This window comes from Marinobacter sp. ATCH36 (genome assembly GCF_023555055.1).
In the GTDB taxonomy this organism is placed as follows: Bacteria; Pseudomonadota; Gammaproteobacteria; order Pseudomonadales; family Oleiphilaceae; genus Marinobacter.
On sequence record NZ_JAMJPL010000006.1, the window covers coordinates 108,817 to 125,345 of the forward strand.

Annotated in this window: 15 protein-coding genes; 8 read left to right on the forward strand and 7 right to left on the reverse strand. The window is 57.8% G+C overall.

Features of this window, described 5'->3' with window-relative positions; translation table 11 throughout:
• Positions 1 to 6: 6 nt before the first annotated feature.
• From M8010_RS16460 to M8010_RS16475, 4 genes are all read right to left on the reverse strand, one after another.
• Entirely contained in the window at positions 7 to 1,593 is a 1,587-nt protein-coding gene (locus M8010_RS16460; protein ID WP_250093785.1) for a dihydrolipoyllysine-residue acetyltransferase, read from the reverse strand.
• Positions 1,594 to 1,619: 26 nt separating this feature from the next.
• Positions 1,620 to 2,597: an alpha-ketoacid dehydrogenase subunit beta gene (locus M8010_RS16465; protein ID WP_250093786.1), complete on the reverse strand. Its 978-nt coding sequence runs from the start codon at positions 2,595 to 2,597 to the stop codon at positions 1,620 to 1,622.
• Positions 2,594 to 3,796: a thiamine pyrophosphate-dependent dehydrogenase E1 component subunit alpha gene (locus tag M8010_RS16470; protein WP_250093787.1), complete on the reverse strand. Its 1,203-nt coding sequence runs from the start codon at positions 3,794 to 3,796 to the stop codon at positions 2,594 to 2,596. The genes M8010_RS16465 and M8010_RS16470 overlap by 4 nt, the downstream gene beginning before the upstream one ends.
• Before the next feature lie 170 nt (positions 3,797 to 3,966).
• Complete coding sequence (locus M8010_RS16475) at positions 3,967 to 4,509, reverse strand: YaeQ family protein (RefSeq protein WP_250093788.1); 543 nt, start codon at positions 4,507 to 4,509, stop codon at positions 3,967 to 3,969.
• 68 nt (positions 4,510 to 4,577) lie between these two features.
• Here M8010_RS16475 and M8010_RS16480 point away from each other — a divergent pair, with 68 nt between their 5' ends.
• The 5 genes from M8010_RS16480 (at position 4,578) to M8010_RS16500 (ending at position 7,924) form a co-directional block, all read left to right on the forward strand.
• Positions 4,578 to 4,937 (forward strand): CidA/LrgA family protein, encoded by a 360-nt coding sequence (locus M8010_RS16480; RefSeq protein ID WP_250093789.1) that lies wholly within the window; start codon positions 4,578 to 4,580, stop codon positions 4,935 to 4,937.
• Entirely contained in the window at positions 4,930 to 5,661 is a 732-nt protein-coding gene (locus M8010_RS16485) for an LrgB family protein (protein ID WP_250093790.1), read from the forward strand. Before M8010_RS16480 ends, M8010_RS16485 begins: the two co-directional genes overlap by 8 nt.
• Positions 5,662 to 5,768: 107 nt before the next feature.
• On the forward strand, positions 5,769 to 5,975 hold the full coding sequence (locus tag M8010_RS16490; RefSeq protein WP_250093792.1) for a bacterioferritin-associated ferredoxin: 207 nt from the start codon (positions 5,769 to 5,771) through the stop codon (positions 5,973 to 5,975).
• Between the two features lie 101 nt (positions 5,976 to 6,076).
• Complete coding sequence (gene bfr, locus M8010_RS16495) at positions 6,077 to 6,553, forward strand: bacterioferritin (RefSeq protein ID WP_250093793.1); 477 nt, start codon at positions 6,077 to 6,079, stop codon at positions 6,551 to 6,553.
• A 12-nt stretch (positions 6,554 to 6,565) separates the two neighbouring features.
• Positions 6,566 to 7,924, forward strand: a complete 1,359-nt coding sequence (locus M8010_RS16500) for a phosphohexomutase domain-containing protein (protein ID WP_250093900.1) — start codon at positions 6,566 to 6,568, stop codon at positions 7,922 to 7,924.
• A 152-nt stretch (positions 7,925 to 8,076) separates the two neighbouring features.
• Here the strand turns inward: M8010_RS16500 and M8010_RS16505 are convergent, their stop codons facing one another.
• Positions 8,077 to 9,186 carry a phospholipase A gene (locus M8010_RS16505; RefSeq protein ID WP_250093794.1) on the reverse strand — a complete coding sequence of 370 codons (1,110 nt, stop codon included), beginning with the start codon at positions 9,184 to 9,186 and terminating at the stop codon, positions 8,077 to 8,079.
• Between the two features lie 11 nt (positions 9,187 to 9,197).
• Positions 9,198 to 9,536 (reverse strand): hypothetical protein, encoded by a 339-nt coding sequence (locus tag M8010_RS16510; protein ID WP_250093795.1) that lies wholly within the window; start codon positions 9,534 to 9,536, stop codon positions 9,198 to 9,200.
• A gap of 194 nt (positions 9,537 to 9,730) precedes the next feature.
• Here M8010_RS16510 and M8010_RS16515 point away from each other — a divergent pair, with 194 nt between their 5' ends.
• On the forward strand, positions 9,731 to 10,144 hold the full coding sequence (locus tag M8010_RS16515; protein WP_250093796.1) for a c-type cytochrome: 414 nt from the start codon (positions 9,731 to 9,733) through the stop codon (positions 10,142 to 10,144).
• A 69-nt stretch (positions 10,145 to 10,213) separates the two neighbouring features.
• On the opposite strand, the gene rep is transcribed toward M8010_RS16515, so the two are convergent.
• On the reverse strand, positions 10,214 to 12,232 hold the full coding sequence (gene rep, locus M8010_RS16520; RefSeq protein WP_250093798.1) for a DNA helicase Rep: 2,019 nt from the start codon (positions 12,230 to 12,232) through the stop codon (positions 10,214 to 10,216).
• A 144-nt stretch (positions 12,233 to 12,376) separates the two neighbouring features.
• Here rep and M8010_RS16525 point away from each other — a divergent pair, with 144 nt between their 5' ends.
• Both M8010_RS16525 and M8010_RS16530 read left to right on the forward strand, forming a co-directional pair.
• Positions 12,377 to 14,113 (forward strand): putative bifunctional diguanylate cyclase/phosphodiesterase, encoded by a 1,737-nt coding sequence (locus tag M8010_RS16525; RefSeq protein WP_250093800.1) that lies wholly within the window; start codon positions 12,377 to 12,379, stop codon positions 14,111 to 14,113.
• Between the two features lie 47 nt (positions 14,114 to 14,160).
• Entirely contained in the window at positions 14,161 to 16,506 is a 2,346-nt protein-coding gene (locus tag M8010_RS16530; RefSeq protein ID WP_250093802.1) for a Tex family protein, read from the forward strand.
• The last annotated feature ends 23 nt before the right edge of the window (positions 16,507 to 16,529 follow it).

A 16,529-nucleotide genomic window follows, 5' to 3' on the forward strand; every position in this document is an offset into this window, starting at 1 on the left:
AGGTCCTCAGCCCAGATGCAACAGCATGGATTGCGGCGATTCCAGGTAGCCTTTCCAGCGGTTGCAGAAACGGGCAATGGTGCCGCCATCGATGATGCGGTGATCGCCCGCCCAGCTCACGGTCATGATCGCCCGTTCCACCACCTGGCCGTTGGCGTCGAAGCGTGGCAGTTTCTGGGTCCGGCCCAGGGCCACAATCGCGACTTCCGGCGCGTTGATGATGGGCGAGGCGTAGGTGCCGCCGAGTGCGCCGATGTTGGAGATGGTGATGGTGCCGCCTTTCAGATCCTCCTGGCTGACGCGGCCCGAACGGGCTGCCTCGGTCAGGCGGGCGACCTCATCGGCTATGCCAAGCAGGGTAAGGCTCTCTACGCCTTTGACGTTGGGAACCATCAGCCCCGCCTTGCCATCTACCGCCATGCCGATATTGCACTGGGGCAGGTAATGGATCTCCGTAACGTCGTCGTTGACGCGGCTGTTAAGTACCGGGAATTCCTGTACCGCAAGGGCCATGGCCTTCATGACGAAGGGCATTAGTGTCAGCCGTGAGCCACTGGCTTCGGCTTCTGGTTTGAGCTGTTCCCGCAGTTTCAGCAGGTCAGTGACGTCGATGTCCTCGCTATAGATGAAGTGAGGGATCGTGGTTGCCGATACAGTCATGCTGCGAGCCATGGCGGCTTTCATACCACGGATCGGCTCGATGCGGACTTCCTGATCGCGCTCCGGCTTCCTGTGTCCACCGCCAGTTCTTGCAGGTTGGGATTCGCTGGTGTGCTCCTGGTCTGCGGGTTTATCCAGGTGAGCCAGTACATCGGCTTTAAGCACCCGGCCATCCTTGCCGGAGCCGGCGATATCTGCCAGGTTCAGCTCATGTTCCCGCACCAGCCGGCGAACAGCGGGGCTGGCGGGGATTCGCTGCCGGTTTCCCGTGGCGACCGGTTTTGCGGTTGGCGCCGGGGATTCCGGCGCTGGCCTTGATTCGGCTTTCGCCTCAGTGGGCTCGTCACGGTCGCGTGGAATAAACGCGAACAGCGGCGAGTGCACCCGGGCCATGGCCTGTTGCTGGTGATACAGTTTGGTGACGCGGCCGGCTTTGGGCGCGGTGATCTCCACCATCGCCTTGTCGGTCATCACATCCACTACCGGCTGATCTTCCTCGATCTCGTCGCCCTCGGCCACGCGCCATTCCACCACTTCGCACTCGACGATACCTTCGCCGATGTCCGGCAGGATGAAGTCTTCGGTGGCGTCGTCAGCCTCTGGTTTATTGACGCTGGCCTGCTGTTTTGTCGCAGGTGCTTCGCTGGCGGCCTCTGTGGCCGGATGCTGTGGCTCCGCAGACTGATCGTTGTCGCCACCTTCTTCCACCAGTTCGAAAAGCGGGGCATGAACCTTCGCGATGTCCCCTTCCTTGTGGTAGAGCCGGGTGACTTTGCCCCGGTAAGGCGCCGGAATTTCCACCAGGGCCTTGTCGGTCATTACCTCGGCTACCGGTTGGTCTTCTTCGATGATGTCTCCTTCTGCGACCAGCCATTTGACCAGTTCGCACTCCACGATACCTTCGCCGATATCGGGCAGTATAAAATCACTCATGATTGCTCTCCTGTCCTGATATCAACCTAGAATTCCATGCTCGACCTGATGGCTTCATGGACCTTCAGGTGATTGGGCAGGTGCTCTTTTTCCAGCACCAGCGGGAAGGGAGTGTCCATCCCGGTAACCCTTGCAATGGGGGATTCCAGGTACAGGAAGCAACGTTCCTGAATGGTTGCCGCAATTTCGCCGGCAAAACCGCCGGTCAGCGGGGCTTCATGGGTAACCACCAGGCGTCCGGTCTTGAACACCGAGTTGGCCACGGTTTCCACGTCCCAGGGCAGGATGGTTCTCAGGTCGATGACTTCACAGGAAATGCCGTCTTTCTCCGCCGCCTCGACGGCCTGTTCAACCACATCCATCTGCGCGCCCCAGCCCAGCACGGTCACGTCCGTGCCTTCCTTGAGAACTTCGGCCTCGCCCAGCGGCAGCCGGTAGTCCTCCTCCGGTACCTCGCCGACGGAGGCGCGGTAGAGCCGTTTGGGCTCAAAGAAAAGGGTCGGGTTCTGATCATGAATGGCGGCCAGCAACAGACCTTTGGCCTGATGCGGGTTGCGCGGTACCACAACTTTCAGGCCCGGCGTGTGGGCAAAATAGGCTTCCGGCGATTGCGAGTGGTAAAGCCCACCTGCAATGCCTCCGCCATAGGGGGCACGAATGGTCAGCCCGCCCACATTGAAAAGGTTGCCGGAGCGGTAGCGGAACTTGGCGGACTCGTTCACGATCTGGTCGAAGGCCGGGAAGATATAGTCGGCAAACTGAATCTCGGCTACCGGCACGGAACCCTGGGCCGCCAGACCGTTGGCAAAGCCGATAATGCCTTGCTCCACCAGTGGCGTGTTGAAGCAGCGGGCCTTGCCGTATTTCTGTTGCAGGTTGCTGGTGGCACGGAAAACGCCGCCGAACACACCCACGTCTTCACCGAAGCACAGTACCCGTTCGTTGGCGGCCATGGCGGTGTCGAGGGCGTTGTTGATGGCCTGGAGCATATTCATCTGTGTCATCTCAGGCCTCCTTCTTGGCTTGTTCCTTTGGCGTGTTCCGCACTCTTCGGGTATTCATCCGGATGCCGGCGAATATGCGCCTTGAGTTTGTCGAACTGCTCGGCCAGAACTGGCGGTACTTGGTCGTAGACATCACTGACCAGGGTGTCGAGCGCCGGTGGTGGACGTTTCTGGGCCCGCTTCATGGTTTCCAGAACCTCGCGGCGCATGTTTTCCTGAAGCTGCTTCTCGTCGTCCTCGCCCCACCACTTTTTGCGTTCGAGCCAGAGGCGCATGCGCAGGATCGGATCTTTCTCGCGCCACACGGCTTCCTCATCTTTGCTGCGGTAACCGGAGGGATCATCGGAGGACGAGTGCGCGGCCAGGCGATAACTCATGGCCTCAATCAGCACCGGACGGTTGTATTCAACGGCCAGCTTTCGCGCTTCCTGCGTAGCCTGATACATGGCCAGGATATCGTTACCATCGACCCGGATCACGTCCATCTTGTAGCCGTAGGCCCGGGGTGCCACGCCATCGGCGGCAAACTGTTCGGCGGCCGGGGTGGAGATGGCGTAACCGTTGTTGCGGCACAGGAAAATCACCGGCACACGGTGCACAGCCGCCATATTCAGGGCGGCGTGGAAGTCGCCCTCCGAGGCGGCGCCTTCGCCGAAATAGGTAATGGTGCAGTGGCCTTCGCCTGCCATTTTCTGGCCATAGGCGTAACCGGTGGCCTGGGGGATCTGGGTAGCCAGGGGCGACGAGATGGTCATGTAGTTGAGCTTGCTGGAACCATAATGCACTGGCATCTGGCGGCCCTTACCATAGTCCAGCTCGTTGCCGAACAGCTGGTTCATGAACTCGTCGATAGAGAAACCGCGATAGGCGAGGGCGCCCTGTTCCCGGTACTGCGCCATGATCATGTCGGCATCATCCAGTGCAGCGGTACTGCCAATAACCGCCGCTTCCTCGCCAGTGCACTGCATGTAGAAGCTTAAACGCCCCTGGCGCTGGGCGGCGAGCATGCGCTCATCAAGAATCCGGGTGGTGACCATCGCGCGGTATATGCGAAGGGCCTTGTCTTTATCGAGGTCAGGTGCCTTGGCGCCCTTATAAAGCGAACCGTCCTGCTTGAGCAACTTGAAGGTAGGAATACGGAATTCCGCACCATCGGTAAAAGCCGGGGAATAAACAACTCTGGATTTTGTTGTTGTCATAATCCTCTTCCTGGGGTAATGGCCTGAGGAACAAAACACCCCTTATGAGGGTGTCGATGTTTTTTTGAGTATAGCCAACCTGACAGAACCTGGTGCGGCTCCGGTCAAAATCCGCTAAAGTTTACCTTAACGTAAACTGTATGGTTCTGGTAGTCCCGGGCGAAGGAATTTTATTCGGGATAGAGGAGCTCAGGGGTAACGCTGACAACGGTCTCCTCGTTGCCAATATTCAAGGTTCCGTCCTGAACGGTGCACTGGAGGCTCATGCCGCGTTCGGAAAGGGCTGCGAGTGACTCTGTATCTTCCGGTGGCAGATTGATAATGGTGAGGTTGTTGAAGCGGGTCAGCTTGCCCTGGTGCTTTTCCCACCACGGGGGCACAGCGCGGCCGCCGTAAGTGTACAGGATTACCTGATCGGCCCGATTGCAGGCTTTACGCAGGCGGCTCTCGTCCGGCAGGCCGAGCTCGATCCACAGCTCGATTTCGTCACTCAGGCTTTTCTGCCACAGGTCGGGTTCGTCGTCGGTGCTGATGCCTTTGGTGAATTCCAGGCTGTCACTGGCGTTCAGTATAAAGGCGAGCAGGCGTATCATCATGCGCTCGTCAGTTTCTGACGGATGGCGGGCGACGGTGAGGTGATGGTCAGCGTAGTAGTGCCTGTCCATGTCAGCGATGTTAAGTGTCGCCTTGAAGATGGTTGCCTTGAGCGCCATTAGGCTTCCTGCATTGGTTTGGCTGGGGTGCTAGTGTAAATCAAATACCCAGTAGAGAAACAATAGCCATGTCGATGCTGTACGGTTTTCTGGTTCTGACGATGTACTTTATTGCCGGTGAGGCATTGAGAGTTTTGCTGTCGCTGCCGGTCAGTGGTGGAGTTATCGGTATGATTCTGCTCACCCTGTCGCTGATGGTCAGAGGCTCTATCAGCGAGAGCCTGTCAGGCGCGAGCCAGGCACTGATTTCGGTACTGGTGCTGCTGATCATGCCGGGGGTGGTAGGCGTGTTTTTTGTGGCCGATGAGTTTTCAGGGCAATGGTTGGCGATTGCTGTTGCGCTGGCGCTGGGTACCCTGCTGAGCGTGCTCACGACGTTATGGTTGATGCAGCGCTTCAGCGGGCATGAGGTGGATGGCCATGAGTGAGCTGTCTGCCCGCTTTCAGGAATTGCTGGGCCTGCTCTCTGCCAGCCCGGTTTTGGCAATCGCCCTGACGTTGGGGGCATTTTTTGCCGGTAATCGCCTGTTCAGGCTACTGAGGCGACCGGTTTGGCTTCCGCCGATGCTGATTTCAGCCATGCTGGTTGGCGGGATGATCGCTGTGCTGGCGATCGACTACAGCGATTATAGCGACGGTGCCCAGTGGCTAACGGTACTGCTGGGCCCTGCGACGGTGGCGCTGGGAGTGCCGCTGTACCAACAGATGCATCATATCCGTGCACTATGGCGCCCCATTTTATTTACCCTGCCGGTGGCAGCCATGATGGCTGCCGTGTATGCCGTGGTCATCGCCGGTTTGATGGGCGCCTCTCCGGAGGTTCTGGCGTCACTGGCGCCGAAGTCGGTGACAGCACCCATAGCGATCGGCATTACCGAGCAACTGGGCGGCTCCGTGTCACTGATGATGGGCGGGTTGCTGATTACCGGCATACTGGCCACGCTGTTTGTTGACCTGGTTGCCCGTTGGCTCTCCATCACCGACCCACGCATCCTCGGTCTTGCGTTGGGGTTGAACGGTCATGCTCTGGGCACGGCGAGGGCATTCGAAATAAGCCCTGCCGCGGGCGCTTTTGCCTCCCTGGGCATGGGGCTGACGGGCATTTTTACCGCGCTCATCCTGCCACTCGCTTTTCGGCTCATCGGTATCTGAGGGCACTGACACAATTATTTGCACAAAAACCGCTCAAAGGGGTTGCAAAGCCGCATGGTAATGACAATAATTATCACTACTTTTCATCGGCCCAGTGAGTAGCCCTGATGTACGTTTGCCTTTGCCATGGTGTAACAGACCGAGAAATCCGTGAAGCCGCCGATAGCGGTGTCAGCTCCATGCGCCAGCTCGGCAGAGAGCTTGGCGTGGGTACCCAGTGTGGCCGTTGCGCCTGCACCGCGAGGGAGATTCTGCGTGAAAGCCGCGCTCCGGAGTATCTTGCCATGGCGAACATGCTGGCCCAGCCTGCCTGAACTGTCGTTTCGTGCATTCATTTCCCATTTGTGATTTTTTCTCTCTCGATGAAGGGCTATCCTTGTAGGTAATTCAAAATCAAGCAAGGAGAACCGTCATCATGAAGGGCGACAAGAAAGTCATTCAGTTCCTCAATAAAGTGCTCGCCAACGAGCTTACCGCTATTAACCAGTATTTTCTCCATTCCCGCATGTACAAGGATTGGGGCATCACCAAACTGGCAGAGAAGGAATACGAAGAGTCCATCGACGAAATGAAGCATGCGGATCAACTGATCGAGCGCATTTTGTTTTTGGAAGGGCTGCCCAACCTTCAGGACCTTAACAAGCTGTTGATCGGCGAGAATGTCGAAGAAATGCTGTCCTGCGACCTCAAACTGGAAATGATTGCCCATAAAGACCTGAAAGAAGCTGTGATCTATTGCGAGCAGGTTCAGGACTTCACCAGCCGGGAGCTGTTCCGCGGAATCCTCGATAGCGAAGAGGAACATATTGACTGGCTCGAAACCCAGTTGGATATGATTGGCAAGATGGGCTTGCAGAACTACATTCAGCTTCAGTCTTCCTCGGGAGAGTAAACGATTGTGACAATGGATCTGTCCTGCTTTAAAGCCTACGACCTTCGCGGCCGCGTGCCGGACCAGCTTAACCCCCAGTTGGCGGAGCGCATTGGCCGCGCCTATGTGGAAGTCACCGGGGCCAAGCGTGTGATTGTCGGTTACGACATCCGCCTTTCCAGTCCTGAAATTGCCGATGCCCTGAGCTCTGGCCTAATGGCCGCCGGCGCCGATGTCTTTGATATTGGTCTGTGTGGCACCGAACTGGTCTACTTCGCCACCAGCCATTACAAGATGGACGGCGGCATCATGGTCACCGCCAGCCACAACCCCCGTGATCACAACGGCATGAAAATGGTGGGCCCGGACTCGCGTCCCATCAGCTCCGACAACGGCCTGAACAATATCCGCGACCGCGTGCCCGAGCCCTTCGCTGACGCGCCGAAACAGGGCAGCTACGAACCGTGGGAAGTCACCACTGCCTACATCGATCACCTGCTGGGTTATGTGGACGCCGGATCGCTCAAGCCAAAAACCATCGTGGTCAACGCGGGCAATGGAGGTGCGGGCCTGATCATCGACGAGCTGGAGCAACACCTGCCGTTTGATTTTGTGAAGATTCACCACGAAGCGGACGGACATTTTCCCCACGGTGTCCCCAATCCGCTGCTGGAAGAAAACCGTGCCGCTACAGCAGATGCGGTGATTGAGTATGGCGCCGCCATGGGCATCGCCTGGGATGGCGACTACGACCGCTGCTTCTTCTTCGACGAAAACGGCCGCTTCATCGAGGGCTACTACATTGTCGGTCTGCTGGCAGACCAGTTCCTGCGCAAAACCGGCGGCGGCAAGGTCATCCACGACCCAAGGCTGACCTGGAACACCATCGACCTGGTCAAAGCCGCCGGTGGCGAGGCCATCGAAAGCAAGACCGGCCACGCCTTTATCAAGCAGCGCATGCGCGACGAAGACGCGGTGTACGGCGGCGAAATGAGCGCCCACCACTACTTCCGCGACTTCGCCTACTGCGACAGCGGCATGATCCCCTGGCTGCTGGTCGCCGAACGCCTGTGCCAGTCCGGCCAGACGCTATCCTCCCTCATCGACGCCCGCATCGAAGCCTACCCGGCCAGCGGCGAAATCAACCGCACCATCGCCGACCCACCCAAAGTCATCGCAGCGATTGAGGCGAAATACAGCGTAGGCGCCAAAAACGTCTCCCACATCGACGGTGCAAGCATCGAATTCGACGACTGGCGCTTCAACCTACGGATGTCCAACACCGAACCGGTTGTTCGCCTGAACGTCGAATCGCGTGGTGATATTCCGTTGATGAAGGAAAAAACGGCGGAATTGCTGGCGGAAATGGAGCGATTAAATACCGACGGCTAAGTCAAAGCTCTGGGGCTGGGCGGTGCGGCTTCCTCTCCTGAAACTGTGCGGAGCCATGGATGGCGGAGCTCAAGCGCCACATGGATGTGCTTGAGCGTGTTTCAGGAGAGGGAGCCGCACCGCCCAGCCTTGCACCAAAAGCAAGCGGTAACTCAAAGCCAGTCGTTCAGCATAATCCCGATACCAATCCGCTGAACCCGGTGATTGTAATCAATCAGACTCTCACCGTAGCCATTGTAATACTGGATATACCCCTTGATCGTATCCCCCATTGGAAAGCTATAACCCAGCTCAACCGACGTCTTGTTATCCTCAGAGCGCAAATTATTCTGCAACGTCAGCGACAGCGTCCGGTCCTCCGTCCACTTGTAGATTGCCCTGTAATTCGCGTGCCCCAGATACCTCTCGATATCCTCGTTGTCATCGTCACTGTCCGGTAACCGATACCAGGGCTGCACCATGAACAGCCAGCGGTTGTAGCTGTAAGCCGCTGAACCCATGATACGGTTCCAACTGCGGGAGCGAGGTTCCGACTGACCATTGGACGCGTGGTTAAGCCCCAGTGTGACCCCGTTGAGGGTGCCCGGGCCGATGTCGTAGTTCAACGCTTGCCGCAGAAAGATCTCAGGCTCGAAATTGGTTTCCCGGAACGGCGTTGAATCCTCCGTGTTGTATACTTGCCAGAACGACCTCTGGGTGTAACCGAACCAGAGCGTTGTCCGATCCTCCAGCCAGCCTGTGAGCAGCGGCACCTTGAAGCTGATCTGGTACTTGGCCTCCAGGTTATCGATACCGTGATCGTAACGAGTCGTGCCAAGCCTGGGGCTGGAGGGTACCCGGTTGGCATTCTTCATATAGCTGGCAGGCAGGATGTACATGGGCCGGTGGCCGACAAAACTGCCGGAGAAGGAGAAAATTTCCTTCTCGGCCTGCATGTAGCGGTTCACTGCAGCTGACATCACCCCGGCGTCCTCGTCACCTTCGCCGCCTGATTCCTTATCGTCTGGGGCCTCGACAGACTCAGAGATGGCATCGAGTTTGTCCTCTGGTGCACGTTCACGAGCGTCGGTGGGGTCATTGATGGCGTCATAGCAAGCCAGCCGCTGAACACCGTCCTCGATCAAGGCGCACTCTCCTGAGGATAATTCATCAAAACGCTGTTCTGCTCGCGTCTGATCTTCTTCCGCGCTGGCCAGCGGTGCTGCGCAGAGAAAAGCGATACCAGCGGCTCGCAGGGTCTGTATTCTGTAGGTGCTTGGCATTGCACTTGTCCTTATGCGTTAGAAAGGCTGATCCATGTGTTAGCGATGCCGTAGGCCCAGACGCCAAGCAAGGTCAACACCAGCAGGGAAAACACAATTTTGTGGCGTGTTCTGCGTTCTGCCGCTGCGGCTACCACCCAGCGCAGATACATCAGGCCAATAAAGCTGATAAACACCGCCAGGCTGGCAGCGGCGGGAATCAGCAGCCAGGCAGGACTGAGCTCGGCACCGCTCTCGGTGCGACTGGAAAACCATCCCATGGAAATTAGCAGTATGGCCAGTGCGGAAAACTCCGTGATCAACAGAGGTTTGCGCCATGGGTGGGCTTGCGATAGATTCGCATCAGGCATAAATTCCGACCTTCGAAGTCTGTTTTGTGTATGGTACCCGGAATAGGCGGGCAGAGCCCTCTGACTTACGAAATGGCAACGAAACTGGTTGAATCGATGTGTTCATTTTGAACTTTGGTTTTTTTGCCCCTCCGCAGTCGCTATAATGCGACCACTGATTATTATAACGCCCAATTGCGAGGTGCATTGTGAAGATGAAGAGAGTCCTGGCTGCCGTATTGCTTGGCTTCGGCCTGACGACAGGTGCCGTAATGGCCAACGTTGAAGATGAAATCCGCTCCCGTATTGCTCCTGTCGGCGACGTGTGCGTACAGGGGGAAGATTGCGGGCAGGAATCTGCGCCTGCTGAGTCAGCCAGCTCTGAACCTCGTTCCGGTAATGAAGTCTACGATGCTGCGTGTGCTGCCTGTCACACATCCGGCGCCGCTGGTGCCCCGGTAATGGGCGACTCCGGAGCCTGGGGTGATCGCATCGATAAAGGGCTTGAAACCCTTGTTGATCACGCCATTAATGGCTTCAATGCCATGCCCGCCAAGGGCGGCTGCTCCAGCTGTTCCGACGAGGAAATTGAAGTGGCTGTTGAGTACATGGTTGAACAGAGCGAATAAACTGTCGGCGTAGCACTGTTGAATCGAAAAGCCCCGCACGCGGGGCTTTTTCATAAGGGCTTGCATTTTTCAGCTTCCCAGATCGCCCAGCAGTGCGCTGAGCGTGGCCTTACCCTTCTTCTGGTTGGCCTCCACGTCCAGGTCACCAGTGCCCTCCCAGCGCAGGTCGTCTTCCGGCAGTTCGTCCAGGAAACGGCTGGGGATGGTTTCCAGTTTTTCGCCGTACTGTTTACGTTGGGCAGCGTAGGTGAGGGTGAGGGTCTCCTTTGCCCGGGTAATACCCACGTACATTAATCGGCGCTCTTCCTCGATATTGCCTTCCTCGATACTGGAGCGGTGAGGCAGGATTTCCTCCTCCAGGCCCAGGATGAACACATGAGGGAATTCCAGGCCTTTGGAGGCGTGCAGGGTCAGCAACTGGACCTTGTCGCTGTCATCTTCCTCTTCCTGCTGCTCCATCATGTCCCGCAGGATCAGGCGGCTGATGGCATCCTCGATGCCCATTTCGTCGGCTGTGCCCTTGCCATCATCCAGCATGCGCTGGATAGACTCCACCAGGTACCAGATGTTTTCCATGCGCCGTTGTGCCTGTTTTGGCGAACCGGAATGCAGGTGTAGCCATTCCTCGTATTCAATGTCGGTGAACAGCTGCTTGATCACCGGAATCGGATCGTCCCGGAGCAGGCGCTCACAGGTGCTGTCTACCCAGTGGGCGAACCGGCGCAAGCGGTCCAGCCCCTTTTCCGTGACATGGGTTTCAGCCCCCATGTCTCCCAGGGCCCGGAACAGGCTGACATCGCGGGAGCGGGCGTAATGGCTCAGCTGCTCCAGGGTGCGGGGACCAATCTCCCGGCGCGGTACGTTCACCACCCGCAGGAACGCAGCATTGTCATCCGGGTTCACCAACAGGCGCAGATAGGACATGGCGTCCTTGATCTCGTTCTTGGAGAAAAACGACTGGCCGCCGGAGATGCGATAGGGTATCTGGTAAGCCTGCAGCTTCATTTCCAGCAGGCGCGCCTGGTGATTGCCCCGGTAAAGCACGGCAAAGTCGCGGAAGGCCTGGCCTTTTTTGAGCTTCTGGTCGAGGATTTCTGTCGCCACCCGTTCGGCTTCGGCGTCCTCGTTGCGACAGCGAACGATGCGTAATTCATCCCCGATGGTGTGGTCACTCCACAGGGCTTTCTCGAACACGTGGGGGTTGTTGGCAATCACCGTGTTGGCGCAACGCAGGATGCGGGCGGTAGAGCGGTAGTTTTGCTCCAGCTTGACGATCTTCAGGCTCGGGAAGTCTTCCTTCAGTTGCGCCAGGTTCTCCGGCCGGGCACCGCGCCAGGCGTAGATGGACTGGTCATCATCGCCCACCACGGTGAAAGCGGCGCGCTCTGCCACCAGCAGTTTCACCAGTTCATACTGGCACATGTTGGTATCCTGGTACTCATCCACCAGCATGTAGCGGATTTTGCGGCGCCATTTCTGCAACACCTCCGGGTTGTTGCGAAACAACTGCACCGGAAGCAGGATCAGGTCGTCGAAATCAACCGCGTTGTAGGCCTTGAGGTACTCGTTGTAGTAGCGATAGATGATCGCAATGCGCTGCTCCCGCTCATCCGCGGCGCGGCTCCAGGCGTCCTGAGGGCTGCGCATGGCGTTCTTCCAGGACGAAATGGTCATCTGCACGTCCGACAGCTCGTCACCAGCATCGGCGCTGGCTTCCCGCATCATCAGGTCCTGCAGCAGGGCCTTGGCGTCTTCCGCGTCGAAAATGGAGAAGCCGGGGTGGTAACCGAGGTGCTCGTGCTCCTCACGAATCATGTTCAGCCCGAGGTTATGGAAGGTGGAGACAATCAGTCCGCGGGTCAGCTTGCGATCCACCAGTCGCCCGACACGCTCCTTCATCTCCCTGGCCGCCTTGTTGGTAAAGGTGACCGCTGCAATGTGCCGCCCCGGAATGCCCAGATGCTCGATCAGATAGGCCACCTTGCGGGTGATCACACTGGTCTTGCCACTGCCGGCGCCGGCCAGCACCAGCATGGGGCCATCCGCATACCGAACGGCTTCACTCTGTCGGGGGTTGAGCATGTTCACAAATATAGGCGCCAAACCGGATTTAAATGGATGAACTCAGAAAGCAGATATTCTACACCAGCTGGACATGCTGTACCTTGAGGATCTATCAGCTATTCTTGAGGAAACGGAGATGTTTGCTCACCAGGAACGGGACGCTTGTTGATGACCCTGGCAGTAAAATCGTTTAATTCCGGCCATGTGCGCCTGTTGGTACTGACACCTGAGTACTCGGACTATTTGTGGCTGGGTGCCTTGCTGGCAGGCGACAGCGAAATGGAGCCGGATCTGACCTGGTGTCCGGACCTGATTGATTGCGACGACCTGATTCGCAATACCCACTTTGATGTCATCCTCTGGGACTGCGTTTTCCATGGTGGTTCTGAAGATGCCTTCCTGCAATACCTGTCGGCGTCCAGTAACGAAAAACCGGTGCTGGCCTTGAGTGCAGAGCCGGTCGCAGAACGGGCGCCAGGGCTGTTGTCCAATGGCGCTGCGGATTACCTCTCTCGCCAGGGGCTCGATGGGTGGGGCCTGTGCCGGGCGGTTCGGTGCCTCTGGTACCGGCAACAGTTGTCCGAGTACGCGCACGGTCAGCTGGGCAAGGAAGTAGCCAGCGGGTTCATCAATCGCGACCTGTTTTTCGACCGGCTGCAGCAGGCATTACTGAGGGCAGAGCGAGCCAGTCAGCGGCTGGCGCTGCTGCACATCAACCTGGACGATTTTCGCAGTTTCAACGAATCCTTCGGTTACCAGAAAAGTGATCAGATCATGCTCAAGCTGGCGGAACGTCTGCGCCTGAGCCTGCGGCGAATGGATTCGTTGATGCGTATCGGTGGCGATGAGTTCGCAATTATCGTCGAGAAAGTGGAAGACTCACTGGATATCACCCAGATTATCCGCAAGGTTGTGAACGCCATCGGTGAACCACTGAGCATCGACGGCCAGAATGTGGTGGTCAGTGCCAGTCTCGGCGTGGCCACCTATCCCGAGGCCGGCGAAAGCCCGGAGAACCTGATGCGCAGGGCCAACCGCGCCATGTTCGAGGCCAAGCGCGATCCCGGCACCAGCTACCGTTTTTACGACCGCCAGTTGCACATTACCGCCGGTTACCAGCTGCGCCTTGAGGCGGATCTTCGCAATGCTCTGCGTGGCAACGAGCTGGAAGTGTATTACCAGCCTCGGATTGACCTGGCCTCCGAGGAAGTGCGCGGCGTGGAGTGCCTGCTGCGATGGAATCATCCGGAGCGGGGGCTGGTGGGCCCCGATGAATTTATTCCTGTGGCTGAACGCAGCGGGTTGATTGTGCCCATCGGCTACTGGGTCATTGAACAGGCGTGCAAGCGCCTGCAGGAGTCTTCGGAACTGGGGCATCCTGGGCTGGTGTTTGCGGTAAATCTCTCGTTCCGTCAGTTCCATGACCGCAAGATGACCGAGACCATATTTCGCATTATCTTCAACGCCAATGTAGATACCAGCTTGCTGGAGCTTGAGCTCACTGAAAGCGCCATGATGCACGATCCCGAATACGCCCAGCGATGTTTGCGGGAACTAAACCAGTTGGGCATCAGCTTCGCCCTTGATGACTTTGGAACCGGCTTCTCTTCCCTAAGCAACCTGCAGCACCTGCCTATCTCTCTGGTCAAGATTGACAAGTCCTTCGTCCAGGAGCTGGGCCATTCGGCGGATGCCGAACACATCATCCGCGCCATCATCAGCCTGGCCCACAGTCTGCAGATCAGCGTCGTGGCAGAGGGCGTGGAAACCGAAGGGCAGCTGGAATTCCTGCGCCAGCAACACTGTGATGAAATTCAGGGTTACTATTACGCCCGCCCCATGCCCTGGAGCGATCTTGTTCAATTCCTGGACAACCGTAGCCGCTCTGCTTGCCTGCAGCAATAAGCCGCTGTACCTTTGCGCTTTGACCCGTAAGCATCAGATGAGGTTGCATGAACAGTATCATCAGGCGCATTGCTGACGAACTGGGCGTTCGTGAACAGCAGGTTAATGCCACCGTGGAAATGCTGGATGGTGGCGCCACCGTCCCCTTTATTGCCCGCTACCGCAAGGAAGTCACCGGTTCGCTGGACGACAACCAGTTGCGTACCCTGGAAGATCGCCTGCGCTATCTGCGGGAACTGGACGACCGCCGCTCGACTATCCTTAACAGCATTGAGGAGCAGGGCAAGCTGACCGATGAACTGCGCGCCAGTATCGATGCAGCAGACACCAAGAACCGCCTGGAAGACCTCTACCTGCCTTACAAACCCAAGCGCCGCACCAAAGCCCAGATTGCCCGGGAAGCGGGGCTGGAACCCCTGGCGGATGCGCTTTATGGCGATCCGACACTCGAACCGGAACAAACGGCCGAAAGCTACCTGAACGAGGAGGCCGGTATTTCCGATACCAAGGCGGCCCTCGACGGGGCCCGTTACATCCTCATGGAACGTTTTGCCGAGGACGCAGAGCTGCTGGGTGAGCTGCGTGATTATATCTGGCAACAGGGTCAGCTCAAGGTCTCCGTGGTGGCCGGCAAGGAAAATGAAGGCGCCAAGTTCCGCGACTACTTTGACCATGTCGAGCCACTGAAAAAAATACCCTCCCACCGCGCTCTGGCGATTCTGCGAGGCCGTAACGAAGGCGTGCTGAGCTATTCCATTGTGGTGGGTGATGCTGAGGATGATCGCCGCCAGCCCCATCCCGCGGAGCAGCGCATTGCCGCACGTTGGCGCGTTCGCGATAACGGCCGCGCCGCCGACCGCTGGCTTGCGGAAGTCGTCCGCTGGACCTGGAGGGTCAAACTGTCCACCCAGATTGAGACCGACCTGATGGCCCAGGTGCGCGAAGCGTCGGAAACCGAGGCCATTAACGTGTTTGCCGCCAACCTCAAAGACCTGTTGTTGTTGGCACCCGCCGGCCAGCGCCCGACACTGGGACTGGACCCTGGCCTGCGCACTGGCGTGAAAGTCGCCATTATCGATGGCACTGGTCAGGTAGTGGGACATGGCGGCATTTTCCCGCACGCGCCTCGTAACCAGTGGGACCAGTCCATAGAGCAACTGGCCAAATGGTGCCGCCAATACAGCATTGAATTGATTGCTATCGGTAACGGCACCGCTTCCCGCGAGACCGAAAAGCTGGTGGCGGATCTGTGCAAACGTTACCCGGAACTCAAGCTGGCGCGGATTGTGGTCAGTGAGTCCGGTGCCTCCATTTATTCCGCCTCCGAGTTTGCATCACGGGAGTTGCCAGATCTTGACGTCACCATTCGTGGTGCCGTCTCGATTGCGCGCAGACTGCAGGACCCGCTGGCGGAAATGGTCAAGATTGAGCCCAAATCCATCGGCGTGGGCCAATACCAGCATGATGTATCACAGGTGCAACTGGCCCGGAGCCTCGATGCGGTGGTGGAGGACTGTGTGAACGGGGTTGGCGTGGACCTGAATACCGCTTCCATTCCCCTGCTGTCACGGGTGTCGGGGCTGAACCAGAGCATTGCCCAGAACATTGTCGATTTCCGTAACCAGAATGGTGTATTCCGCAACCGAAAACAGTTGCTTAAAGTGTCGCGCCTGGGTGAGCGTACTTTCGAACAGGCGGCCGGCTTCCTGCGCATTGCCAGTGGCGACAACCCGCTGGATCGTTCATCAGTTCATCCGGAAGCCTATGGCGTGGTCGAAGCCATTGCCCGCAGGAACAACCGCAAGGTTGAGGGCATCGTTGGTGACGCATCGTTCCTGCGCTCGCTCAACCCGCAGGACTACGTGACCGAGCAGTTTGGTCTGCCCACCATAAAGGATATTATTACGGAACTGGAAAAGCCGGGTCGTGACCCCCGTCCGGAGTTCCGTTTTGCGAGCTTCGAAGAAGGGGTGGAGACGCTCAATGACCTGAAGCCGGGCATGGTACTGGAGGGATCGGTCACCAATGTGACCAACTTCGGCGCGTTTGTGGATGTTGGCGTTCACCAGGACGGGCTGGTGCATATTTCCGCACTGTCCAATACCTTCGTCAAGGACCCCAGGGAAGTGGTCAAAGCCGGGGATATCGTCAAGGTCAAGGTGATGGAAGTCGACATCCCGAGAAAGCGGATTGCGCTTTCCATGCGTATGGATGACCAGCCCGGTGAGAAGTCCGATAATCGTACTGGCTCTGCTGGTAGCCGCAAGGAATACAGCGGCAAGCCTTCTGCCAGGAATGATCGCCAGAAGGGCGGGGAAAGTCCGCAACAAAAAGGTGCCATGGCAGGAGCGCTGGCACAGGCACTGGCATCAGCCCGGAAAGACGGCCGCTAACCGGCGACGTTACACACTATACT